Origin of the sequence: Tessaracoccus massiliensis, from assembly GCF_000826065.2 — a bacterium.
In the GTDB taxonomy this organism is placed as follows: domain Bacteria; phylum Actinomycetota; class Actinomycetes; order Propionibacteriales; family Propionibacteriaceae; genus Arachnia; species Arachnia massiliensis_A.
This window is the reverse complement of sequence record NZ_LN623543.1, coordinates 880,377-903,130: the sequence shown is the minus strand read 5'-3', so window position 1 is coordinate 903,130 and position 22,754 is coordinate 880,377. Positions and strand designations below refer to the sequence as shown.

Below are 22,754 nucleotides of genomic sequence, written 5' to 3'. Positions count from 1 at the left end.
GAACAGTGCGGTGGTGGGCCGGCCCAGATCGCCGGGGCCGCCGGCGGCGATGGTCTGCTCCGCCTAATCGCCCAACGTCGAGCGCAGCGGGACGGCGGGCCAGGACATGGCGAAGAGCTCAGCCGCGCAGCCAGGCACGGATGGAGCGCACCCGTTCCTCCACCTCGGCCTGGGTGGCCTTCGCCAGCGTGGGGCCGCCGCACTCGCGGCGCAGGTCGGCGTGCACGTGGCTGTGCGGCACGCCCTTGAGGCGGGCGTACTGGCTGACCAGGGAGTTCAGCTCCTTGCGCTTCGACGCCATGGCCCGGTGCAGGGCCACCTCCGGCTCGGCCTTCCGGTCCTGTCGCTCGCGGCGGCGCATCTGGCGCCGCTGCCGGTCAGCCAGGAGGACGCTGACCTGCTGCGCGTCGAGGAGGCCGGGGAGGCCGAGGTACTCCTCCTCGTCCTGGCTGCTGGGCTCGGCATGCATGCCGAAGGCCTGCGAGTCGAACAGCACGTGATCGAACGTGGCCTTGGAGTCGAGCGCCTCGAACGAGCCGAGCAGGTCGTCGGAGGCGGATTCGGACCGGTTGGCCGCCTCCATGAGCGCGTCGGTCTCGGCCCAGATGTCCGTCTCGTCGGTCTTCGGCTTGCCCAGCACGTGGTCGCGCTGCTTCTCGAGCGTAGAGGCGTGCGCCAGCAGGACCGGCACCGTCGGGAGGAAGACCGTGGCCACCTCGCCGCGGCGGCGGGAGCGCACGAAACGGCCCACGGCCTGCGCGAAGAACAGCGGCGTGGAGGTGGCGGTGGCGTAGACGCCGACGGCGAGCCGCGGCACGTCGACCCCCTCGGAGACCATGCGCACGGCCACCATCCAGCGGTCCTCGGACGCGGAGAACTCGTCGATCTTGCCGCTGGCCTTCGTGTCGTCGGACAGCACGACCGTGGGCTTGGTGCCGGTGATCTCCGTGAGCACCCGGGCGTAGGCGCGGGCCGCGGTCTGGTCGGTTGCGATCACGAGGCCGCCCGCGTCGGGCACGTGGCGGCGCACCTCGCTGAGACGCTTGTCCGCGGCGCGCAGCACTGCAGAGATCCATTCGCCCGTGGGTGAGAGCGCGGTGCGCCAGGCGTGCGCGGTGAGGTCCTTGGTGGTGGGCACCCCCAGGTCGAGCTCGAGCTCGTCGCCGGATTTCGTGCGCCACCGCATGGGGCCGCCGTAGTTCATGAAGATCACCGGCCGGACGACGGAATCGGCCAGGGCCTCGGCGTAGCCGTAGGTGTAATCGGCGCGTGACTGCTTCACGCCGGGGGCCAGCTCGTCGTAGGCGACGAACGGGATGGGGTTGTCGTCGGAGCGGAAGGGGGTACCCGTCAGCGAGAGGCGGCGCTCAGCTGGGCCGAAGGCATACTCGATGGCCTCACCCCAGCTCTTCGAATCACCCGCGTGGTGGATCTCGTCGAAGATGACGAGCGTCTCCTTCGAATGGCACAGCGCCTCGTAGACGTAGGAGCGCGCGGCGACGCCGGCGTAGGTGACCGCAGAGCCGTGGAACTCCCGGGAGCGGCCCCTGCGTGACGAGCCGCCCAGGCCCGGATCCAGCTGGATGCCCACCCGGGCTGCGGCGTCGGCCCACTGGACCTTGAGGTGCTCGGTGGGGGTGACCACCACGATGCGGCGGATGGTCCGGTTCTGCAGCAGAGTCAGCGCCACCCGCAGCGCGAAGGTGGTCTTGCCCGCGCCGGGGGTGGCCACGCAGAGGAAATCCTTGGGCTGGTCCCGCTCGTACTGGTCGAGTGCCTCCTGCTGCCAGGCGCGCAGCGACGACGCCGTGCCCCAGGCCGCGCGCTGGGGGAATGCGGGGGAGAGGTGGTCAAGGGCCGAGGACGACATACGGCCGCCGACTCTAATCCTCGAAACCCGCCTTGGAAAACCCCAGCGTGTCGGCTTGACGCGGACGGCCGGGATCCGAGACTTCTCGTCTCGGCCGTCAGCGCCGTGGCCCTCACCGTGGGCAGCGCAGGCCTCGCCCACTCGATCCCCGCCATCGCGGAGGCCTTCGACCTTGGCCGCGCGCCGTCCGCTGGAGCCGAGCGCCCGCTGCTGTCCTCCGCTCCGCTCGGCGATCCCTTCACCGTCACCGGGACGGGTGCGTTCGAGCGCATCGCAGTGGCCACGTCCGCAGACTGGGTGGGTAGCGAGATCGTCGTGGCCCCCACCGATTGAGATGGCACGCTGGCGGATCTGATCCCCTCGTCCACCGGTGGCAGCAACGTTGCCCCCCACGACGCCCGTGCATCCCGGTCTGCCGAAGACCGGCAACTGATCGGCTGATCAACCCATAGCGCAGACGGCGCGTCGGAGCCCAAGCTCCGGCGCGCCGTCTGCGTCTCACGACAGGCGCAGCGCGGCGTCGAGATCCTTCAGGTGGAGTTCCTGGGCGAGGGCGAGGTACAGCTCCGCGCAGGCCAGGGCGTCGACGACGGCGTCATGGCCCTTGTAGCTGGGCAGCCCGGCCCGCACCCGCAGCTTCCACAGCCTCAGGGCGTCGCGGGGGTGGTCCTCATCCATGCCGAGCGCACGCAGCCCGAGTCCCAGGGTGTCGACGGCACGGATGGTGATGCCGATGCCGTAGACGCGTTTCACAGCCGCGGTGAGGAAGCCCACCTCGATGGCCGCGTGGTGGGCCAACAGGACGCGCCCGGCGAGCCGGTCGAACGTCCGGTCCAGGGCCTCCTCCGTGGTGACGCCGTGGGCGAGGACCTCGTCGTCGGTCAACTGGTGGATGATCGCGGACTGGCCCACACCGCCGCCCGGGTTGACTAGGAAGTTGGTGGCGCTGCCCAGCGGGATGCGCAGGCCCTGGACGTCGACCATGCCCACGAAGATGACCCTGTCGGTGCCGGGAACCAGGCCGGTGGTCTCGAAGTCGACAGCCAGCAGGGGCGCCTCGGCGATGGGCGTGGCCTTCGACGGCGGCTCGGCGAGCAGGTACCGCCGCAGCCCGCCGTCGGGCACCTTGTCCGCCAGGCCCGCGTTCCCCCGGGAGAAGGGCCATCTCATGAGATGTACTGGGTCTGGAACGCCACGTTGAGCGCGGACTGGGCCTTGCCCACGATCACGAACGCCTCGCGCAGGGAGCGGCGCTCGAAGTCTGAGAAGTCCTCCGGGTTGAGGTAGTTGTTGGGCGGCTGACCCGCCTCCACGAGGCGACCCTGGTGCTCCAGGCGCGCATAGCCGAGGAACTCGTGGGCATCGAGCAGGTTCTCCACCTCCGCCCCGTGTTCGGCGGCGGCGATCAGCCTGGCGCGCGTGCCCACCTGGGGCAGGCCCCAGCGCAGCGCGTAGATGCGGGCCACGTCGACGATGGGGTTGATGCCTCCCAGCTTGATGTCGAGCCGGTCGCGGTGCTCGCCGCGCTTCTCCACCACGAAGCCGCGCAGAAAGCCGACGGGCACCTCGGCGGCGTTGGCGTGCTTGGCCAGGTGGCCGAGGAACCGCGACGACGAGGGGGCGGCGCGCAACACCCGCTGCTGCAGAGCGGTGAACAGGGCGTGGTCGCCATGGATGGGGCGCATGTCGAAGAAGATCGACGAGTTCAGCACCGCTTCCGAGGTGGGCGCGGCCAGCCAGTTGCCGAACGTGCGCTGCCAGTTGTCCAAGGTCATCCGCCACTGCGGGTTGGTGGCCATCGCGTCACCCTTGCAGCGCGGGAAGCCGCACTCCACCAGGGCAGCAGTGAGGTATTCGGCAAGCTCCGCGAAGTAGGCCTCGTGCTCCGGTTGCGCGTCGTCGCTGAGGATGAACGCGTGGTCCTGATCCGAGCCCAGCGCCTGCTCCTGCCGGGCCAGGGAGCCCAGCGCCGTCCAGGCGTACGGCACGGGCGGCGGGCCGAGCTTCTCCTCGCCCATCTCTGCGATCCGCTGGTAGAGCGCCTCGGTGGTGCGGCTGACGATACGGGTGATGTCTTCGGCGGTGGCGTCCTGGCGCAGCAGCCTCCCCACCAGTTGGGGCACGCGGCCCATCACCTTGGCGAGGCCGGCGATGTCGTGCTGGCGGGCCAGGTCACCCACCATGTAGAGGGGGCTGGAGCGCTCGAGGCGCATCAGGTCGCCGGAGGTGACCATGCCGATGACCCTGCCGGCCTCCATGACCGGCAGGTGGTGGATCTTGTGCGTCACCAGGGACAGCAGCACGTCGAGGGCCAGCGCATCTGAGCCGATGGTGAACGGCTCAGAGCTCATCACCTCGGGCAGGGGGGCGTCGAAGCTGATGCCTTCAGCCACCACCCGACGCAGGTCGCGGTCGGTGAGGATCCCGGCGAGTTCCCGGTCGTCGTGGGTCACGATGATGGCGCTGATGCGCGCCTCCGTCATCTTCTGGGCCGCCTCGCGCACGGTGTGTCCCACGTCGATGGTGATGGGGGAGCGCGTGATCATCTCCGCGACGGGCACCTGCAGCACCGGGCCGCCGTCGGGCACGTGCCGGGTGGCGTCGCCCAGCCGCGCCTCGGTGAAGAAGCGGCGCACCTCTGGGAAGGAGACCAGCTCGCGCACCACGTCCGGCGAGAAGGACCACAGCAGCGAATCCTCGATCGCGGTGAACGTGAACCGCGACGGGCGTTCCTCGAGGATGGAGGACTGGCCGAAGCAGTCGCCCTGCTCGTCGTGGTCGATGAGGGTGCCGTGGGCGTCGATGATCTCGATGGCGCCGGAGCGCACCACGAACATCGCCAGGGGCGCCTGGCCGGCGGCGAGCACCACGTCGCCGCGGCGCACGTACTGGCCGACGGCGCGCCGGGCGAACGATTCGATCTGGCCGTGGGCGAGCAGCGACCACGGCTCGCGGGCGGCGAGGAACTGGGTGACTTCGGCCAACTCGGACACGGTGATCTCCCTTGATCAGAGTGCGTGGCGCCAGCGTACCTGCCGGCCGTGCGACGCGCAGTCGTCGTGATCATTCGCCGCGCCACTTTTGCCCGTCCGCGGCCGGGCGGAAAGCACCCCGACGCCGGACGCTCCGGCAACAGCGTCAGTTCAACCAGACAGACACAGCAGCTCGGCGGAACGCACCCGCTGTGGAACAGGTGCTGCGCATGTCTGGCGGCTTTGACACCGATCGTAGAGCTCGCGGGCTCAACCAGCGCGGAGGAGTCACTCCGGGGTGGAGCGTCTGCGGGCTAGGGCAACGGCGCCGCCGGCGACGAGCAGCACCGCGCCCACAGAGGCCACCGTGGTCCATGGGACTGGCAAGGCTGGGGGGAGTGGAGCCCGCACGACGGGGGCCGGGTCGAGGAGATCCGCCTCGGCGACGCCGGGCGGCAGGCGAAGTTCGCCGTCGATGATCACGCGCAGCGGCGGGGGAGTGCACCGCGACTCACCCTCGGCGTTGTAGCACCACCCCTCGACCGAGCCTGGCACCGGCCGGTGGGTATCGGCGCCGACGTTGGAGTACCGCCAGGCGTTACCGGCTGACGCGTGGTGGTAGTTCCAGTACTCGCCGTCGAACGTGCCGGGACATTCCTCCGGGTAGCCGGCGAGCGTGCACAGGTAACCCTGCCGGCCCGTCGTTGCTGCCACGCCGGCGAGGCGCAATGCCTCTTCGCCCGAGGACGGGGTGCCGACGCACTGGTTGCTCAGTACCCGATGGTGATCGTCGATCACGAACAGCCACACCTGCCCGGCTTCCAGACAGGCGCCCACCGCATTGCTGCCCTCTGCCGCGGGCTGCTGGAGCGGGGTCGCCGACTCATCCGCGTGTGCGGGCCCCGCGGCGAGCACCATGAGGGCGCCCGCCGCGAGGATCAAGCTGACGGGCTTCATCAGTTGGGGAACAACACCATGTTGTTGAACACCCACTGGTTGCTCTGGCTGAAGGCGTAGCCGCCCCCCGCCTTCGCGGTGGCCGCATAGACCGTCGTCATGGTGTACGAACGGCAGGCGCCTCGGCCCGTGGCGGCGGTGTCGCATTCGGTGCGCCACTGGCGGCCGGCGGAGGTGAACAGGCCCTGCGCGGTGGCCCCGTAGTCGCCGATCGGGTTGCCCTTCCATGCGGCGCGCTCCATCAGCGGCAAGTAGGTGAGGTTGTTGAACGCCCATCCGTTCTTCCGTGCGAACTGCCCGTTCTCCATCACCACGACGGTGGCCCAGATCTCGGTGCGGCAGCGCTCCGTCTGCGAGTACGGCTCGCAGGAGGTCTGCCAGTCGCGGCCGTTGAGGTTCTTGTGCAGACCCGGCAGCGTGTACGGAGCGGTGGGCGTGAACTCCGGCTTGGGGTCAGGCGTCGGCTTCGGATCAGGTGTCGGCTTGGGATCGGGCTTCGGATCCGGCGAGGGTTCCGGAGTGACCACCTCAACCCTGACTGTGAGGGTGAACTCCACCGTGGCGGTCTTGCCCACCGAGTCCGTCACGGTCACGACGACGTCGTGTTTCCCCGCCTCCTCGACGCTGCCGGAGATCACCCCGGACTTCTCGTCGATCGTGACTCCCTCCGGCAGGCCCGTTGCGGAGTAGGTGAGGTCGTCTTCCCACGGGTCCGAGGCCTTGACCTGGACCGAGACGCTGTCACCCTCGTCGACGGTGAGATCTGCGACCGGTTCGACCTTCGGCGCGGACACGTGCGCCAGGGCCAGTGCGGTGCGCGGGGTCGGGTTGGTGTCGGCGGTGGCGTTCATCGAGAACGACCAGCCTTCCCACTCGCCGGGGGCAGGGTCATAGCCGGCGGCACCGAGTTGCGAGTAGTCCCAGGAGGCGCCGCTGTCGTCAGAATGCCAGTAGGACCAGTAGGCCTTGGCGGGAGGCGTCCGCACACAGGACTCCTGGTATCCCGGATCGCCGTCCACAGGGATCGTCTCGTCTGCGCTGGGGCGGCCATTGAGGCGGCAGACGAAGGCGTCGCCCCACTGGCGCACCCCTTCCAGGGTGAAGCCGGCACTCCGCACGGCGTCGACGCCGCTGACCGGATCGCCGAGGGCGCAACGGACTTCGGGATCACCACCCAGCTTCTGGTAGTCGATCACCACGGTGACGCCGCTGTCGGCTTCGCAGGGGCCTGCGTGGCTGTCCCACACGGACAGGAGGAAGGATCGGCTGGTGGCCTTGCCGGTGGCGTCGGTGGCGGTGACGCGAACGGTGACGCGTGCAACCTTGTCGCTTGAACCGGAGATGAGGCCGCTGGCTGCGTCGATCGTGACGCCTGTGGGCAGGCCGGTGGCGGTGTAGGTGAGGGTGGTGTTCTCAGGGTCGGAGGCCTCCACCTGGATGGAGACCGGTTCTCCGACCGGGGCCCAGGTGTCTGGCGGCGTCTTGACGACCGGGGCCCGGTTCGTCGCGACGGTGATGGTGAACGTCACAGTGGCCGTGACGTCGTCGGCATTGGTGACGGTGACGGTGACCTCGAACGTGCCCGCCTTGGTGGGCTTGCCGGAGATGACGCCGGTCGCCTTGTCGATCGCTACGCCGTCAGGTAGACCGGCGGCGGAGTAGCTGACGATGGTGACCGCCGAGGTCGCCCGGACCTGGATGGGAGTGAGTTCCTGATCGGCGCCGATGGACACGTTCTCGATGGGCTCGATCTCGATGCCGGCAGGCTCGCCACCGAAGTTGATGGGGGCGAGCTGGGTGCTCTTGATGGTGCCGTAACCCTTGCCGGCGGGCGCCATGATCGCCTGCGTGGTGGCCATCACGTTGGAGGACGTGCCGTTGATGGAGCTGGCCCAACCGCCGTTGCCGGTGAGGTCCTGCTGATCGATGAGGAAGGCGACGGGGGAACTGACGTCCTCTCCGGCCTCAGCGAGCGCGCTGGCCAACATGCCGGTGGAGTTCGCGGGGGAGTAGGTGGTCCAGTAGTAGTTGCCGTCCCCGTCGGTCTTCTGGTTGGCGGGGTCAGCCGCCCAGGTGGCGGCAGCGGCAATGCTGGCCGTTGCCGCCTCGCGGGTGGTGGCGTCGGCGTGCTCGCTGGTGCTGACCAGCAACATGGCGGAGATGCCCACTGCGGTGTAATCAGGATCAGCATTGAACTTGCCGTTCGAGAAGTAGCCGAACGCACCGCCTTGCTGGTTGGCGGTCATGGCCTCGATGACGTTGGCCGGCACCGGCTCGCCGACGCGCACGAGCGCGATCGCGATCAGGTACGGCGCCCAGAACGACTTGATGTTGTCGCCGTCGGCGGCGACGTAACCCTTCAGCTCCTCGACCAGATCCCGGTCGGGCCCGAGGAACGTGCGCGGATTCTGGTTGGCCATGTCCAGCGTCATGATGATCTTCGCCAGGCCGGCGGGATTGGCGCCGTCATCGGGAGTTCCGATGTAGCCGGGCGTGGCCTCGTGAAGCGCCCACAGCATGCTCTCGACGGTGTCGGGATGCGAATCGGCGGCGCTGAGCGCGATGATGCCGTCGGCGATGGTGCCGGCGGCGAAGAACTGACCCGGGCTTTCCTCCCAGGTGGTGGCGATCCACTCGGCCGCGCTGGCGACGCTTTCACTTGCCGAGTCCGCCTTGGCGGTGAGTGGGGTGAGGGTGTGGACAGCCAGCAACAGGGCTGTGAACACCGCTAGGACTTTGTGTCTAAGAGTCACGCGACTCCCTTTCGCAACACGGGTCCTGTCGGAGAAGCAGGACTCCCGTGGGAGTCGCGCCCGACCGTAGACCTCGACGGTTATTTGAGGGCGATTCGGGTCAGGCATTCCGGCTTGAGGCTGCGCCTCTCACGGCTGCGGGTCAGCTGCGGTTTCGCACCGCATTCCCCTGATGACGAATCTGCCAGGAGCCTACCACGTGCGGGTGCCGTCGCCGCCGCCCTCCCGGGGATCGCGCTGCTGCTCGGCGTTCTGGCGCTCCTGCTGCGCCTGGGCCGCACGCTCCTCCAGCTCCTGCTCAGCTCGCGGTTCGGGTGCCTCGGTGGTATCCCCCTGGTCAGGGGTGCCGCCAGACGCCTTGCCGGAGATGCGCTCCCGTGCGTCGTTCCAGTCGTCGGCCTGCGAACCGTTCGCGCCCGGTTGATCCTCCGGGCAGACGGCGGAGCCCAGCACGCTCAGGGCCTGCCGGTAGCGCAGCGCGGCGCCCTTCTCATCACCCTCGGCAGCAAGCGCGTCGGCGCCGGCCTCCAACGCCGCGGACCAGTTGAGGGAGACGGGGCAGTGCATCTCGACGGGGGTCTGCGCGATGGCGGCCTCGAAGTCGTCGGCTGCCGCGTCCCACTTCTCCTGGTCGTACCGGGCGACTCCGCGGTTGAACACGGGGATCCAGGCGCTGCCGGAGGGGACGTTCGAGGCGATGTCGTAGCGTTCCTCGGCGGCCAGCGGCACACCGTGCTGGAGCGCCCGGTTGCCGCTGGCGACGAAGGCCGGAGGGACCGCCATCACGGCGGCGGCGAGCAACAACACGAGCGCCGCCGCCACGGAGGTGCCCAGCCATCGTCCTCGTCCCGGCGTCACGACAAGACCTCCGCCCGGAGCCGGCGGGCCGCACGGCTGGTCAGCACCACATCGATGGCGAGCGCCAGCGCTGCCGCGCCAGCCAGCAGCATGCCCAGTGGGAGGCCCAACGATTCGGTGGAGGCCTCACCCACTGTCGACCGCGGTGTGGTGGGCAGGCTGAGCCCGCCCGGCGCCGTGCGATGGAGGTAGGTGCCGCCGAGCTGTTCGGCGATGGTCTGCAGCCGCGCCTCGTCGAGGCGTGACAACTGCGCCGTGCCGTCGCGGGTCACCAGCTCGTCGGAGTCGACGCGCAGCGCCATCACCCCGCCCTCAGCCGTGCCGTAGCCGAGTACCCAGGCGCCGTCGATGACGTCCACTAGGGAGGCGAAGGAAGCCGGCTCGTGGGGCGCGATCTGTTCCCCGTCGCCGAAGTAGAAGAGGTACCGCGTCACGTCCGGGCGGGCGGCGGCCGAGGCGCGCAGCAGTTCTTCGGCGAGCGGGGCACCGACGGCGATGTCGGAGCCGGTGCCGAAGCCCTCTTCGCGCCAGCCCATCGTGCGGCCCAGGGTGACGATGGCGGTGGTGTCGGTGGTCCACGGCGCGGCGATCCGGGCGTCGTTGTCGGCTGTCACCACGGTGTAGCGGGCGTTGGGCAGCGCCTCGACGATCGCCGCGATGTCGTCCGCCACGCCCTCCATGCGGGGGCGTTGGCCCTGGTGGTCCTGGGCGCCCATGGAGGTGGTGCGGTCCACGAGGAACAGTACGTCGGCCCCCGTGGGCGGAGCCGGAGCGTCCGGTTCGCTCAGACGCGGCGCGACGACGGAGGCGGCCAGCAGCAAAGCGGTGAGGAGTCTGAGCCAGATCATGACCGTCCCTTCCGTCGGGCGTAGGCGGCGCCCGCCAAACCGAGCCCGGCGAGCGCGGCGGGCGGCCAGGTGAGTTCGCGGGCATCGGGGCGGCTCGGCCCCGCCAGCGCCCGGCGCTGGGTCGCGTCGACCGCCTGCGTGACTGCGCCGAGATCCGTGCGCGGGCCGAGCAGCAGGATCCGGCCGCCGGTGCGCTGCGCCTGCGCAGAGAGCTCGTCGGTGGCGGTCAGGGCGTTGTCGGCTGGCGCGATGCCGAAGACGAGCACCTCGTCGGCGATCGCCTTGTCGGTCGCCTGCGCGAGGGTGAAGAGGGACTTGCCGGAGGTCTGGTTGTCCGTGGCCAGGACGACGGTGCGGGACCGGGCCGGATCGTCCCGATCGAAGCGCAGCAGGCAACTGGCCAGGCCGTCGCCGATGAGCGAGCTGCCCACGTCGCCCAGCCTGGTGCCGGGAATGTCGCGTGCCTCCAGCTCGGCGGCGGTGGCCTGCAGTACGTCGCGGATGTAGGCGGCGTCGTCGGTCAGCGGGAAGACGGTGACCGCGGCGGAGTCGAACAGCACCAGGCCGATGCGCTCGCCCGCGAGTTCGCGGGCGAGGTCTTCGAACGCGCCCAACACGCCCTGGACGACGGGGCGCATCGAGCCGGACACGTCCAGGCACAGCATCACATCGCGGTTGGCGCGTTCCTCGTGCGAGGTGTTCTGCAGTACCGGCCGCGCCACCAGCAGGGAGACGGCCACGGCGGCCACCGCGAGGCAGGCTAGCTCGGTAACGAGCCAGCGCCGCCGGTGCCGGGCCAACTCCTGGAACCTGGGCAGGGCGCGCAGGCGCGCTGCGGCAGCGAACGGCAGGGCTCCGGTGACCGGGTCCGGCCGGCGGGGCCAGAGCCACGCGAGCGCCGCGGCCACCACCAGCACGGCGAGAGCGGCCAGGCCGAGGAGGGGATGGGTCAGCGCCATGTGTCGACCACCCTCCTGGCCCGCGCCGCGACGGTGTCCACATCCGGGGTGGAGGCAGGATCGAAGCAGGCCGTCTGCGTGTCGCCGGCGAATCGGGCCACCGCCGCCAACCGCGGATCGAGCCGCGCTGCCCGCCGCAGTTGCTCGGCGGAGGAGTAGTCGGCGTCGCCGCCGGAGGCCAACCCGACGAAGCGCCTTGTGACCCGGCTGATCTCCTGGCAGGCCCGCCGCGGATCCGCCATGGCGGAGGCCTTCTCGATACCGGTGAGCGCCTCACTGCGGCAGCGCTCGAGCGAATCATCAGGCGCCACCTCGCCAGGGCGGCTCGCCCGCCACCGCCAGATGCCGACGGCGAGCACCGCCAGAGCGCACACCGCGAGTGCGGCGGCCAGCCAGGCCCACCAGGCCGGGTAGTCGACCTCCCGGTACAGCAACTCAAGCGGCACGGCGCATCCCCCTCACCAGCGTGAGCACCTGCCCCACCACGTCCTGCTCAGGGTTCAACAGCAGGCTGGAGATCGACAACCGGGCAAGGGCCGCGTTGCGTCGCGCGGCGCGCTCGGCGCAGTCGGCGCGCCAGGCCTCCCGGAGATGGCGGTCCCGCAGCAGCTCGCGAGGCAGCCGGCGCCGGTCGTGGATCCCCACCACGGTGCCCACGTCGGCGGTGGGGTCCAGATCGGGCACGGCCACCAGCATCACCTCGTGTTGGGCGACGAGGCGGCGCAGGCGGGCCTCGAGTTCGCCGTCGATCTCCACGTCGCCGCAGAGGACGGCCACCACGCTGCGCCGGCGAAGCGCTGTGGCGGTGGCGTCCAACAGCCTGGGTAGATCGGCGTCGTCGGCATCCAGGCGGCAGGCGGCGTCAAGCCCGGCGAGCAGCTGCTCCACCTGAACGGCCCGCGTGCTCGGGCGCCCCCCGGCGGTGGCCCCGTCGTTCCAGTGCAGCGTGCCGATGTAGTCGCCGTGGCCCAAGGCCAGTGCCGCGAGGGTGGCTGCCGCCTCCACCAGCAGGTCAGATTTCCGAGCGGTGGGCGACGCCATCGCCGCCATTGACCGGCCCGTGGCTGCCGCGATGAGCAGCGTGGTGCGCCGCTCGGCGACGTGACGCTTCACGAGCAGCGAACCGCGCCGGGCCGAGGCCTTCCAGTCGATGTCGGCCACGTCGTCGCCGCGCACGTATTCACGCACGTCGTGGAACTCCAGGCTCCGCCCCGCGTGGACGGAGCTGTGGGCACCCTCGCTCCACCCGGAGACCCGGTAACGGGTCGCCAGGGCCACCTGGGACTGGATGCGGGGCAGGCGCGCCATCAGGGCACCGGCACCACGTCGAAGACGGCGTCGATCAGGTCGTCGACGCGGATTTGCTCTGCGAGGGCCTCGAAGGTCAACACGATCCGGTGGCGCAAGATGGCGTGGCGCATCGTGACGATGTCGTCTGGCACCACGTGTCCACGCCCCTGCAGCAGCGCGTGGGCGCGGGCCACCTGGAGAAACGCAATGGTGCCGCGAGGGCTGGCGCCGTATTCGATCCAGCGGGCGTGCGAGCTGTCCAGGAAGTCGGCTGGTTGCCGGGTGACGCCGATCAGCTCGATGATGTAGCGCTTGATCGATTCGTCGACGTGGACCTGCTCGGTGGCGCGCCGCAGCCGCGCCACGTCGTCAACGGTGGCGACGGCGGGGGCGGGGTGGTCGAAGATGCCGCGCTCGATGCGGCCCAGCACCTCGAACTCGGCGTCGGCGGAGGGGTAGTCGATGATCTCCTTGAGCAGGAAGCGGTCCATCTGGGCCTGGGGCAGCACGTAGGTGCCCTCCTCCTCGATGGGGTTCTGGGTGGCCATCACCACGAAGGGATCCGGCAGCGGGTGGCTCTGACCGCCGATGGTGGTCTGGCGTTCCTGCATCGCCTCCAACATGGCGGACTGGGTCTTGGCGCTGGAGCGGTTGATCTCGTCGAGCAGCACGAAGTTGGCGTGCACAGGGCCGAGCTCGGTGTGGAAGGTGGCCGATCCCGGGTCGAACACCTCGGTGCCGACGATGTCACTGGGCAGGAGATCAGGGGTGCACTGCACGCGGCCGAAGCTCGCGTCGACGGAACGTGCCAAGGTGGCGGCGGCGAGCGTCTTGGCCAGGCCCGGCACGGATTCGACGAGGATGTGGCCTTTGCCCAGCAGAGTCGCCAGGAGGGCGCGGCGCAGGCGCTCCTGCCCGACGACCACGCCGTCGAAGTAGTCGCTCATGGCCGTGAGCTTCTCACTGGCCCATTCGAGTTCGGTGGCGTCAAGCATCGGATTCTCCTTCAGGACGGTGCCACAAGGTGGCCAGGTGCGCGCTGCGTTCGCGGCGCTGCAGGGATTCGTGGGTGATCTCCGGGGGGCGGGCGATCACCTCGGTGGGGTGGGCTGGGATGTCGGGAGCGACTGCCGTGCGCAGGGCCCGGATCAGGGGCAGCCCGATGAAAGCGATCAGGGTGGCGGTGGAAGCGGTGCGGACGAGGTCGAAGGTGATCGAGGTGGCCCGCGTGTAGGCCCACAGCCGCTGCGCGGCCTCCCACCAGCCGACGCCGGGCAGGAAGGCGCCCACTTCAGCGGTACGCTCGCCGCTCCAGCCGATGAGGTTCAGCGCCAGGCCCGTGATGACCCCGAGCGGCAGAGACATTGCCAGCGCGCCCACCCAGGCGGATCTTCCACCCAGCGGGCGGAGCAGGCCGCCGGCGGCGCCCCAGAGACCCCAGACCAGGCATTGGCCGATGAGCGGGTCGGCGAGCAGGCCCATCGCCGCAGACGAGCCGAGGCAGGCGAGCGCTCCGGTGAGAAAGCCCGCCGGGGAGCCGAGCGCCACGCCCGCCAGCAGCGGAAAGGCGAACACCGGCTCGATGCCCGAGGCGCCGGGTTGCACCAGCATCCGGAACCCAGCCGCGACCGTCGCCAGCGTGACGATCGTAGCCAACTGGCGCATCTGGTGCCCGGCATCCCGCCAGATGGCCCAGCCCAGCAGCACGACCAGGCCGGCCAGAGCGCTGAAGAGTGCTGGACGAAGCGCGGCGAGATTCTGGCGATCTGGCGCGGTGAACGACGACCAGATCGGCCAGGTGAGCCACCCGAAGCCCGCTATCAGGATCAGGCCGAGGACGGTGCGGGAGGCCGGTCCGCTCAGCGGCGCCATGGGGTGCCACTTCATCTTCATGGGCCCTCCTCGAACGGCAGGTCCGTGAGGCGCAGGTACCGGCTCGAACCGGTGGCCTGCGCCACGAGCGGCAGTTCGGGCAGATAGCGGGCGATGGCGTGCGGCGAGCCGGTGGCGATGACCTGGCCGTCGTCGACCACGGTGATGCGGCGGCAGGCCCGCACGAGGAACTCCACGTCGCGGGTGGTGATGATCCGCGGCCCGGCGTTGGCGCCGGCCAGTTGGTGGGCGAGGGCATGGCGGTCACGGGCGTCGAGCCCGGCCTGGGGGTGGGGGTACCACAGCGGCCTGGTGACGGGCACGCTCAGGCGGGCGCGGAGCCGTGCCGCGTCCCCGTCGCTGTGCTCGGCGAAGGGACGACGGGGCCGCAGCCCGGTCAGGTCGATGGCGCCCTGCGGCGCTCCCGCTTCGCGGCACCACCGTCGGGTGGCGGCGAGCGGTGTGTCCTCCGGGGCCAGATGTGAGCCCAGCACCACGCCGCCCAGATGGTCGGTGATGCGCCGGGCGAGCGGCTCGGGCCGCCCGGAGAGGTCGAGCAGCCCCAGCGACTCGTTCGCGCCCACCTCGAGACCACGCCCGGTCAGCCCCACATCGGCGGGGTCGATGACCGTGCTGGTGGCGGCGGGCGGTGCCGCAGTGGGCCGGGCGCGGTTCCCCGTGGGGAGGGGGCGGAGACGCTCGAGCAGCAGCGGCGTGGGTGGTGGCAGCGTGAGCGGTTGCCACTCGTCGGCGGGCCCCCGGCGCACCGCGCGGCCCCGCTCCAGTTCCACCACGTGCGTGGCGGCATCCCACAAGGTGTCCAGGTCATGGTCGGCCCAGAGGACCGCGGCGCCGTCATCGGCCCGGCGGCGAGCTTCCAGCGCCACCTCGCGTCGGGTCTGCGGCGTGGCCGCGGTGAGCTGCGCGTCGAGGAGGATCAGATCGGCAGCAGGGGCGTGGCGGAGGGCGGCCAGATGGAGGGGGACCCGCAGATCCGGCGGCAGGGTGCCGATGCGGTGCTGGAGGTGGGAGGTGAGCCCGAGGTCGTCGGCGGCGCCGCGCACATCGTCGACGAAACCGCGCAGGTACTCGGCCACATTCATCGGAGGGAGCTGGCCGAGGAACAGTACCCGGCGAGTCGCCCGGTTGCGCCCCGAGATCTGCGCGATGCGGGGGAGCTGGCCGGCAGCGGCGCGCAGGAGCATCGACGCGCCCGCACCGGTGCGGCCGGCGACGGCCCAGATCTCGCCGGGTTGGCAGCTCAGTTCGATGTCGTCGAGGACGACGCCGGCGCCAGGCAGCCAGGCGCTGAACGAGGCGAACTCAAGCACTGCGCGCCTCCCTTCGCGGCATCGCGACGGCGAGGCTGAGCGGCAGGGTCAGCGCGGCCGCCACGAGGGGCAGCGACCCGTACTGCGGACGCAGGACCACCGCAGCCGCGAGGAGCGCCAGCGCCAGTAGTTGCGCGAGATCGGGGCCGCGCAGCGCGAGCAGGCGCCCGGGTGAGGCGCCGGGGAGCCCCTCGGCGAGATCCCGCGTCGTCGTCAGCCACCCGGTGAGGCCCCCTGCCCGCCGGCCCTGCCGCCGGCGTGCGGCCAGTTCCGCCGCGGCCTCGCCGCCGCAGCACAGCCAACCCAGGGCGGGAGCGAAGGGTCCGGTGAGGGTGGCCAGGGACAGCCATTCGCGTGCGCAAACCGCCTGCCCGGCAACACCCAGCGCAAGGCACACGCTCGCCGCTGCCAGAGCGCCGGTCAACCAGGTGGCGACGGAGGCGGTGGGGACGAGGAACAGCCAGCCGAGCCACACGAGCGCGCAGCCGAGCGCGGCAGCGGCGCCCAGCACAAAGCTGGCAGCGCGCGGCCCTCGGGCGATCAGCCCGCTCAGTGCCAGCGCCGCAGTCAGCGCCGCGCTGGCCAGGGGGTCTGGAACGCCGAGCGCGACGGCGGTGACCACTCCCACGATGCCCAACCACACGACGGGATGCCCCTCAACCATCGGCGGGCCTCCTGTCGTGACGGGACCGCCGAGTGGTGGCCCAGGCCGAGGCACAGGCGACGAACACCACCGACGCGCCGCCGATGCCGTAGGACACGGCGCGCACCGTGTCGGTCGGGTGCGCGGCCAGGGGAGCGGTGCCGTCCAGGGCGTCTCCGGATCGCGGCGGCTGCGGATTCGCGCTCGGCGTTGGCTGAGCGGAAGGGGCGGCGCTCGGAGAGCCGGTGGGGTCTGCAGTGGGGGAGACGGTGGGAACGCCCGTCGGCTCCCCGCTCGGCTCGCCGGTTGGGTCACCGGTCGGTTCGCCTGTGGGTTCTCCGGTGGGCTCGCCGGTCGGTTCTCCCGTGGGATCTCCGGTTGGACCGTCAGTGGGATCAGGGGCCGGGGACGGCGAATCCCCTGGCTCGTCCGGCGCGAACTGCGGCGGGAGCACTGGGACCGGTTTGCCGAACTCAGGGGCGAGCGTGTAGCCACTGAAACTGTCGATCTCCGCCACGGGAAGATAGGCGTCCATTCCCAGCCAGTTTCCCCCTGCTTCAGTGACTTCACCCCCCGCGATGTGCCAGTACCCTGTCTCAGCTTCGAACTCGTTGATCATTGTGATCAGACCACCTGGGGAAGACCAAGAGATGCCTGCTGACGCGAGCGGGTCAGCCAGGGGGTTGCCCGGAGACTCTGGAAACTTCGGGTTGTCTGCGTCCAGGGGGATGCAGCGCACCAGGCTCGTCTCGCCTACTGCACCTGGAAGGAGGCTCCAATCGACCACCACGGTGTGGCCCTCTCCCCGGCGGCAGAAGCCGTCGCGCCACTCGGCATGGGCGGGAAGCGGGGCGGTGCAGGGCAGGAGGGACGCCAAGGCGGCGCATGCAATGATCCGCGCGGCTCTCATCCGGGGCCTCCCTGCGTGGCGCAACGGTGCACCGGGGGAGGCACATCAACGCTATCCACGACGTGTTCGTGTTGCGGAAGATTCGCGAGTATCCGACTTGGCCACAGGGGCCTCACGGTTGCGGGACAGCGCCGGATTCGCACCGGCTTCCTCTCACATCATCCGGCTCGGGGGACCCGAGCGGATGCCACAATACCCGATGGCCCGCTCCTTGAAAGGTGGGGGATAGGGTGGGGTGCATGTCTGAGATCACGTCGTTTTCCCCCGGATCCGGCCAGCGCGTTCAGCCGCGGGCACGCCTCGAGTCGAACGCCCCGGAAATGGACCTGAGCGGTACGTGGCGGTTCCACTTCGCCGCCCGCCCGGATCTGGCGCCGGAGGGAGCGGACGCCGTCGACTTCGACGACTCGGCGTGGGACAGCATCGAGGTGCCCTCGCACTGGGTGCTGCAGGGCCGCGAAGAGTGGGGCAAGCCGGCCTACACCAACATCAACTACCCGTTCCCCGTCGAGCCGCCATTCGTGCCGGACGAGAACCCCACGGGGGACTACCGCGTCACCTTCGAACTGCCGGACAGCTTCGGCGAGCGGGTGTTGCTGCGCTTCGACGGCGTCGAATCCCTCGCGATCGTCTCGCTCAACGGTACCGAGGTGGGCGTGGTGCGTGGCAGCCGCCTCACGCAGGAACTCGACGTCACCGATGCCGCGCAGCCCGGCTCCAATCTCCTGCACGTGCGGGTGCACCAGTGGTCCGCCGCCACCTACCTGGAGGACCAGGACCAGTGGTGGCTGCCCGGCATCTTCCGCCCCGTCACCGTGGTCTCGCGCCCGGCCGCCGGCATCGACGACGTGTGGCTGCGCGCCGATTACGACCACACCACCGGCGAGGGGCGGCTGATCCCCGAGTTCCGGGCCTCGGCGGATGCCTACCCCATCACCGTCCGGATCGAGGACCTCAAGGTCGAACACACCTTCGACAGCCCGTCCGATGTGGCGGCCATCCCCGTGGGCGAGGTCTCGCCGTGGAGCGCGGACCGCCCGGCGCTCTACGACGTGGAGGTGTCCAACGCCGCTGAGGCGCTCACTCTGCGCGCCGGCTTCCGCCGCATCGAGATCGTCGGCCACGAGTGGCGCGTCAACGGACGCAAGCTGCGCCTGCGCGGCGTCAACCGCCACGACTACGACCCGGATCACGGGCGCGTCTTCAATGAGGACGTGGTGCGCGAGCAGTTCCACCTCATGAAGCGCCACAACATCAACGCGGTGCGTACCGCCCACTACCCGCCGCACCCCAGGCTGCTGGACCTGGCCGACGAGATCGGCCTGTGGGTCATCGATGAGAACGACCTGGAGACCCACGGCTTCGGCGAGCAGCACGGCTGGGTCGACAACCCCACCGACGATCCCCGCTGGAGGGACGCGCTGCTTGACCGCATCGAGCGGTTCTTCGAGCGCGACAAGAACCACCCGTCGGTCATCGCCTGGTCACTGGGCAACGAATCGGGCACCGGCCAGAACGCGGCTGCGATGGCCGCCTGGTTGCACCGCCGCGACCCCGAGCGCCCCGTCCACTACGAGCAGGACTTCGAGGGCCAGTACACCGATGTCGTCTCGCGCATGTACCCCTCGTTGGAGGAGATGGAGGACCTGTCGGCCGGGCTCGGCAACAACCGCTTCGCCAGCCCCGGCCGCGCGGCCGTGCTCGCCCAGCGCCCCATGATCCTGTGCGAGTACGTCCACGCGATGGGCAACGGCGCGGGCGGCGTGGCGGATTACGAGGAACTCTTCGACACCCTCCCGCAGTGGCACGGTGGCTTCGTGTGGGAGTGGCGCGACCACGGCATCCGCACCACCACCGAGGACGGGACCGAGTTCTTCGGTTACGGCGGAGACTTCGGCGAACCCCTCCACGACGGGTCCTTCGTCGCCGACGGCATGGTGCTCTCCGACGGCACCCCCACCCCCATGCTGGGTGAGGTGGCCGCGGTCTACACCCCGATCAAGCTGGACCTCGGCGACACCGAGGTGATCATCGAGAACCGCCGCCACGACGGCGACACCGAAGACCTGCGCTTCATCTGGCGCGACGAACTCGACGGCCGCGAGATCGGCACCGGAGAGCTGAAGGTCGCACCGGTGACACCCGGCGCACTGGTGGCGGTCGACCTGCCGCCGTTCACCCCGCACGACGGCGAGCTCTGGCGCACCGTCGAGGCGGTTCTCGCCCACGACACCCACTGGGCGCCGGAGGGTCACGTCGTGACCCGCAGCCAGTTGCAGCTTGCCGAGAAGCCTGCTTCGACCTCCCCGTCGCTGTCCGGCGAAGTGCCGGTGGAGTCTGACGGCGTGCTCACCCTCGGCGCCGCGCGCTTCGACGCGCGCACCGGGGACCTGATCGCGCTGGGCGACCACGAGGTGGCCGGGCCGCGGCTCGAACTCTGGCGCGCCCCCACGGAGAACGACTCGCTGGACGGCTTCTACTCCTATGCGGAGGAGGAGCCAGCCGTCGCCCGCGGGGCGGTGGCGCCGCAGCCCGCCTGGGCGAAGCAGTGGCGCGCCGCCGGCCTCGACAGGCTGCAGCGACGCGTGCTGTCGGTGACCACCGGCCCCGGCACCGTCACGGTGCTGCACCGCTACGCCCCGGCTGCGGTTCGGCAGGCGGTCACCGTCGAGCTGATCTGGACGCTGGACGCCGACGGACTGCGCCTCGACGCCTCCGCGCTGCCTACCGCGGGCTGGGCCGGCGCCTGGCCCCGGATCGGGCTGCACTTCACGCTGCCGGAGGGCCTCGAACGGGCCCAGTGGTTCGGCACCGGCCCCGAGGAGAACTACGCGGATTCCCGGGCCGCGGCCCGCGTGGGTCGCTTCGAGTCGGCCATCGCAGATCTGGTGGTCAACTACGCGGTGCCGCAGGAGAGCGGCCACCGCAGCGACCTGCGCGAGCTCACTCTCCCCGAGTTGGGTCTCACCGTGCAGGCCGAGCCGACGGCGGGGGAGCTGCCCGGCTTCACGCTGCGGGCCCACGACGCGCACCAGGTCACCGGCGCAGCGCACCCGCACGAGCTGCCCGCACCGTACGCGACGCATCTGTACCTGGATGCGCAGCAGCAGGGCCTCGGCGGCCGCTCCTGCGGCCCGGACGTCCGGCCCGAGTACCAGTTGCGTCCCCGCGCCGCCCAGTGGGCGCTCCGCTTCGACATTGGTTGAGCCTGCGAGCAGTGTCGAAACCCGGTGAGCAACCAAAGCCCGATTTGGAAGAGCCGGGGCGATGTGCTTGAATAGTCCGGTTGCTCCGCGAGGGGTTCGGTGCCGTGTCCGCATGGCGCAGAACTGCTCTGCACGGGGTCGGGCGGCTGGATCCACCAGGGTTCGGTAGCCACACATCCACGAGGTTCCCCTCCTTGGAGGGCCGGATGGAATGTGGCGAACTGCGCGACACTCCCGGCCGCGTGATCCGGAGTGACTAAGGGTTTTACCCCGTAGGAACTTGAAATTTCCACAAGGGCAAGAAGTTAGGAACGACTGTGGCTGGACAAAAGATCCGCATCAGGCTGCGGGCGTATGACCATGAGGTCATCGACAGCTCGGCGCGCAAGATCGTCGACACCGTGACTCGCACGGGTGCGAAGGTGGCCGGCCCGGTGCCGCTGCCGACGGAGAAGAACGTTTACTGCGTGATCCGTTCGCCCCACAAGTACAAGGACAGCCGTGAGCATTTCGAAATGCGCACGCACAAGCGTCTGATCGACATTCTCGATCCCACGCCTAAGACAGTCGATTCGCTGATGCGTCTTGACCTGCCTGCCGGCGTCGACATCGAGATCAAGCTTCCGTGAGGTCAGCTGAAATGAGTGAACGAATCGTGAAGGGCATCCTGGGCACCAAGCTCGGCATGACCCAGCTCTGGGACGAGAACAACAAGGTCGTCCCCGTTACCGTGATCCAGGCCGGCCCCTGCGTCGTGACCCAGGTCCGCACCCCCGAGATCGACGGCTACAACGCCGTGCAGCTCGGCTACGGCGCCGTCAAGGCCAAGCACGTGACCAAGCCTGCGGCTGGCCACTTCGCCAAGGCTGACGTGACGCCCCGCAAGCACCTCCTCGAGATCCGCACCGGGGACGCCTCGGAGTTCGAGTTGGGCCAGGAACTGACCGCTGAGCTCTTCGCCGACGGCGAGTTCGTCGACGTTACCGGCACCACCAAGGGCAAGGGCACCGCTGGTGTCATGAAGCGCCACGGTTTCGCCGGCCTCAAGGCCTCGCACGGTGTGCACCGCAAGCACCGCGCCCCCGGCTCCATCGGTGGCTGCGCGACCCCCGGCCGCGTGTTCAAGGGCCTCAAGATGGCTGGCCGCATGGGCAACGCCAAGGTCACCGTCCAGAACCTGAAGATTCACGCCGTCGACGCGGAACGTGGCCTGCTGCTTGTGCGCGGCGCCATCCCCGGTAACAACGGGTCCCTCGTCGTGGTCCGCAGCGCAGCTAGGAAGGGTGCCGCAGCATGAGCGATCTGACCGTTGACGTCATCGACGCCAAGGGCAAGAAGGCCGGCAAGGCCGAACTGCCCGGTGCGCTGTTCGACGCGACCACCAACATCCCCCTGATCCACCAGGTTGTCGTGGCCCAGCTGGCGGCCGCCCGCCAGGGCACGCACGACACCAAGACCCGCGGCGAGGTCCGCGGCGGTGGCGCCAAGCCGTGGCGTCAGAAGGGCACCGGTCGTGCCCGTCACGGCTCGCGTCGCTCACCGATCTGGACCGGCGGTGGCATCGTCCACGGCCCCACGCCGCGCAGCTACGCCCAGCGCACCAACAAGAAGATGATCGCAGCCGCCCTCCGTGGCGCCCTGTCGGACCGCGCCCATGACGGCCAGGTCTTCGTCGTCTCCGAACTGGTCGCCGGCGACAAGCCCTCCACCAAGGGTGCCCTCCAGGCGCTCACCACGGTGGCCGGTGACATCCGCAAGGCCCTTGTGGTTCTGGACCGCTTCGAGGACATGGCGTGGCTGAGCCTGCGCAACGTCGCCTCGGTGCACGTGATCTCCGTCGATCAGCTCAACACGTACGACGTGCTGGCCAACGACAAGATCGTGTTCACCTCCGCGGCCCTCGCGGCGTTCGTCGCCGCCAAGACCGAGGCCGGCCAGGCCGAGAAGACTGAGGAGAAGGACAAGTGAGCGCAGCGCTGAAGATCCGCGATCACCGCGACGTCATCCTGCGTCCCGTGGTCAGCGAGAAGAGCTACAACCTGCTCGACGACGGCAAGTACACCTTCGTCGTCGCGCCTGACGCGAACAAGACCGAGATCAAGATCGCCATCGAGGCCATCTTCGGTGTCAAGGTCGTGTCCGTGAACACCCTCAACCGTCAGGGCAAGCGTCGTCGCACCCGCTACGGCACCGGCAAGCTCGCCGACACCAAGCGTGCGATCATCACCGTCGCTGAGGGCCAGAGCATCGACATCTTCGCCGGGCCGGTTGGCTGACCGGGTCGC

At 70.1% G+C, this 22,754-nt stretch carries 20 protein-coding genes and 2 riboswitches; of the genes, 6 read left to right on the top strand and 14 right to left on the bottom strand.

Annotated elements, in window-relative coordinates; genetic code table 11:
* Positions 1 to 118: 118 nt before the first annotated feature.
* Complete coding sequence (locus tag BN1186_RS14845; RefSeq protein ID WP_040284698.1) at positions 119 to 1,870, bottom strand: DEAD/DEAH box helicase; 1,752 nt, start codon at positions 1,868 to 1,870, stop codon at positions 119 to 121.
* Between the two features lie 105 nt (positions 1,871 to 1,975).
* On the opposite strand from BN1186_RS14845, the gene BN1186_RS14840 reads away from it, so the two are divergent.
* The gene (locus BN1186_RS14840; protein WP_040284697.1) at positions 1,976 to 2,203 is read left to right on the top strand and encodes a hypothetical protein; all 228 of its coding nucleotides are present in this window, start codon (positions 1,976 to 1,978) and stop codon (positions 2,201 to 2,203) included.
* 165 nt (positions 2,204 to 2,368) lie between these two features.
* Here BN1186_RS14840 and BN1186_RS14835 read toward each other — a convergent pair whose 3' ends face one another.
* The 13 genes from BN1186_RS14835 to BN1186_RS14780 form a co-directional block, all read right to left on the bottom strand.
* Positions 2,369 to 3,040, bottom strand: a complete 672-nt coding sequence (locus BN1186_RS14835) for an exonuclease domain-containing protein (RefSeq protein WP_052460225.1) — start codon at positions 3,038 to 3,040, stop codon at positions 2,369 to 2,371.
* Positions 3,037 to 4,863 carry a DUF294 nucleotidyltransferase-like domain-containing protein gene (locus BN1186_RS14830; RefSeq protein WP_052460224.1) on the bottom strand — a complete coding sequence of 609 codons (1,827 nt, stop codon included), beginning with the start codon at positions 4,861 to 4,863 and terminating at the stop codon, positions 3,037 to 3,039. Before BN1186_RS14830 ends, BN1186_RS14835 begins: the two co-directional genes overlap by 4 nt.
* A gap of 267 nt (positions 4,864 to 5,130) precedes the next feature.
* On the bottom strand, positions 5,131 to 5,799 hold the full coding sequence (locus tag BN1186_RS14825; RefSeq protein ID WP_052460223.1) for a hypothetical protein: 669 nt from the start codon (positions 5,797 to 5,799) through the stop codon (positions 5,131 to 5,133).
* Positions 5,799 to 8,525, bottom strand: a complete 2,727-nt coding sequence (locus BN1186_RS16330) for a putative Ig domain-containing protein (protein ID WP_052460222.1) — start codon at positions 8,523 to 8,525, stop codon at positions 5,799 to 5,801. The genes BN1186_RS14825 and BN1186_RS16330 overlap by 1 nt, the downstream gene beginning before the upstream one ends.
* Positions 8,526 to 8,655: 130 nt before the next feature.
* Positions 8,656 to 8,721, bottom strand: a riboswitch (cobalamin riboswitch).
* Between the two features lie 23 nt (positions 8,722 to 8,744).
* Positions 8,745 to 9,410 carry a hypothetical protein gene (locus BN1186_RS15645; RefSeq protein ID WP_147625370.1) on the bottom strand — a complete coding sequence of 222 codons (666 nt, stop codon included), beginning with the start codon at positions 9,408 to 9,410 and terminating at the stop codon, positions 8,745 to 8,747.
* Complete coding sequence (locus BN1186_RS14815) at positions 9,407 to 10,258, bottom strand: VWA domain-containing protein (RefSeq protein WP_052460221.1); 852 nt, start codon at positions 10,256 to 10,258, stop codon at positions 9,407 to 9,409. Before BN1186_RS14815 ends, BN1186_RS15645 begins: the two co-directional genes overlap by 4 nt.
* Positions 10,255 to 11,217, bottom strand: coding sequence for a vWA domain-containing protein (locus BN1186_RS14810; RefSeq protein WP_052460220.1), 963 nt, complete (start codon positions 11,215 to 11,217; stop codon positions 10,255 to 10,257). Before BN1186_RS14810 ends, BN1186_RS14815 begins: the two co-directional genes overlap by 4 nt.
* Positions 11,208 to 11,663, bottom strand: a complete 456-nt coding sequence (locus tag BN1186_RS14805) for a DUF4381 family protein (protein ID WP_040284694.1) — start codon at positions 11,661 to 11,663, stop codon at positions 11,208 to 11,210. Before BN1186_RS14805 ends, BN1186_RS14810 begins: the two co-directional genes overlap by 10 nt.
* The gene (locus BN1186_RS14800; protein WP_040284693.1) at positions 11,653 to 12,525 is read right to left on the bottom strand and encodes a DUF58 domain-containing protein; all 873 of its coding nucleotides are present in this window, start codon (positions 12,523 to 12,525) and stop codon (positions 11,653 to 11,655) included. The genes BN1186_RS14805 and BN1186_RS14800 overlap by 11 nt, the downstream gene beginning before the upstream one ends.
* Positions 12,525 to 13,502, bottom strand: coding sequence for an AAA family ATPase (locus BN1186_RS14795; protein ID WP_052460219.1), 978 nt, complete (start codon positions 13,500 to 13,502; stop codon positions 12,525 to 12,527). The genes BN1186_RS14800 and BN1186_RS14795 overlap by 1 nt, the downstream gene beginning before the upstream one ends.
* Positions 13,495 to 14,400, bottom strand: a complete 906-nt coding sequence (locus tag BN1186_RS14790; RefSeq protein WP_040284691.1) for a hypothetical protein — start codon at positions 14,398 to 14,400, stop codon at positions 13,495 to 13,497. Before BN1186_RS14790 ends, BN1186_RS14795 begins: the two co-directional genes overlap by 8 nt.
* On the bottom strand, positions 14,397 to 15,710 hold the full coding sequence (locus tag BN1186_RS14785; protein WP_040284690.1) for a P-loop NTPase family protein: 1,314 nt from the start codon (positions 15,708 to 15,710) through the stop codon (positions 14,397 to 14,399). The genes BN1186_RS14790 and BN1186_RS14785 overlap by 4 nt, the downstream gene beginning before the upstream one ends.
* A complete protein-coding gene (locus BN1186_RS14780; RefSeq protein WP_040284689.1) occupies positions 15,703 to 16,374 on the bottom strand; it encodes a hypothetical protein in 672 nt (223 codons plus the stop codon). The genes BN1186_RS14785 and BN1186_RS14780 overlap by 8 nt, the downstream gene beginning before the upstream one ends.
* A gap of 955 nt (positions 16,375 to 17,329) precedes the next feature.
* Positions 17,330 to 17,459, bottom strand: a riboswitch (cobalamin riboswitch).
* A gap of 43 nt (positions 17,460 to 17,502) precedes the next feature.
* On the opposite strand from BN1186_RS14780, the gene BN1186_RS14775 reads away from it, so the two are divergent.
* The 5 genes from BN1186_RS14775 to rplW all read left to right on the top strand — a co-directional run bounded on the left by BN1186_RS14775 (position 17,503) and on the right by rplW (position 22,745).
* Positions 17,503 to 20,469 (top strand): glycoside hydrolase family 2 TIM barrel-domain containing protein, encoded by a 2,967-nt coding sequence (locus tag BN1186_RS14775; protein WP_040284688.1) that lies wholly within the window; start codon positions 17,503 to 17,505, stop codon positions 20,467 to 20,469.
* A 317-nt stretch (positions 20,470 to 20,786) separates the two neighbouring features.
* A complete protein-coding gene (gene rpsJ, locus BN1186_RS14770; protein WP_040284687.1) occupies positions 20,787 to 21,098 on the top strand; it encodes a 30S ribosomal protein S10 in 312 nt (103 codons plus the stop codon).
* An 11-nt stretch (positions 21,099 to 21,109) separates the two neighbouring features.
* On the top strand, positions 21,110 to 21,766 hold the full coding sequence (gene rplC, locus BN1186_RS14765; RefSeq protein WP_040284686.1) for a 50S ribosomal protein L3: 657 nt from the start codon (positions 21,110 to 21,112) through the stop codon (positions 21,764 to 21,766).
* Entirely contained in the window at positions 21,763 to 22,437 is a 675-nt protein-coding gene (gene rplD, locus BN1186_RS14760; RefSeq protein WP_040284685.1) for a 50S ribosomal protein L4, read from the top strand. The genes rplC and rplD overlap by 4 nt, the downstream gene beginning before the upstream one ends.
* Positions 22,434 to 22,745, top strand: a complete 312-nt coding sequence (gene rplW / locus BN1186_RS14755; protein WP_218975490.1) for a 50S ribosomal protein L23 — start codon at positions 22,434 to 22,436, stop codon at positions 22,743 to 22,745. Before rplD ends, rplW begins: the two co-directional genes overlap by 4 nt.
* Positions 22,746 to 22,754: the final 9 nt, after the last annotated feature.

Bases quoted from the DNA above. Each gene is read 5' to 3' on its own strand.
- BN1186_RS14845 (WP_040284698.1), bottom strand. From the start codon at position 1,870: ATGTCGTCCTCGGCCCTTGACCACCTCTCCCCCGCATTCCCCCAGCGC.
- BN1186_RS14835 (WP_052460225.1), bottom strand. From the start codon at position 3,040: ATGAGATGGCCCTTCTCCCGGGGGAACGCGGGCCTGGCGGACAAGGTG.
- BN1186_RS14825 (WP_052460223.1), bottom strand. From the start codon at position 5,799: ATGAAGCCCGTCAGCTTGATCCTCGCGGCGGGCGCCCTCATGGTGCTC.
- BN1186_RS14815 (WP_052460221.1), bottom strand. From the start codon at position 10,258: ATGATCTGGCTCAGACTCCTCACCGCTTTGCTGCTGGCCGCCTCCGTC.
- BN1186_RS14810 (WP_052460220.1), bottom strand. From the start codon at position 11,217: ATGGCGCTGACCCATCCCCTCCTCGGCCTGGCCGCTCTCGCCGTGCTG.
- BN1186_RS14800 (WP_040284693.1), bottom strand. From the start codon at position 12,525: ATGGCGCGCCTGCCCCGCATCCAGTCCCAGGTGGCCCTGGCGACCCGT.
- BN1186_RS14795 (WP_052460219.1), bottom strand. From the start codon at position 13,502: ATGCTTGACGCCACCGAACTCGAATGGGCCAGTGAGAAGCTCACGGCC.
- BN1186_RS14790 (WP_040284691.1), bottom strand. From the start codon at position 14,400: ATGAAGATGAAGTGGCACCCCATGGCGCCGCTGAGCGGACCGGCCTCC.
- BN1186_RS14780 (WP_040284689.1), bottom strand. From the start codon at position 16,374: ATGGTTGAGGGGCATCCCGTCGTGTGGTTGGGCATCGTGGGAGTGGTC.
- BN1186_RS14775 (WP_040284688.1), top strand. From the start codon at position 17,503: ATGTCTGAGATCACGTCGTTTTCCCCCGGATCCGGCCAGCGCGTTCAG.
- rplC (WP_040284686.1), top strand. From the start codon at position 21,110: ATGAGTGAACGAATCGTGAAGGGCATCCTGGGCACCAAGCTCGGCATG.
- rplD (WP_040284685.1), top strand. From the start codon at position 21,763: ATGAGCGATCTGACCGTTGACGTCATCGACGCCAAGGGCAAGAAGGCC.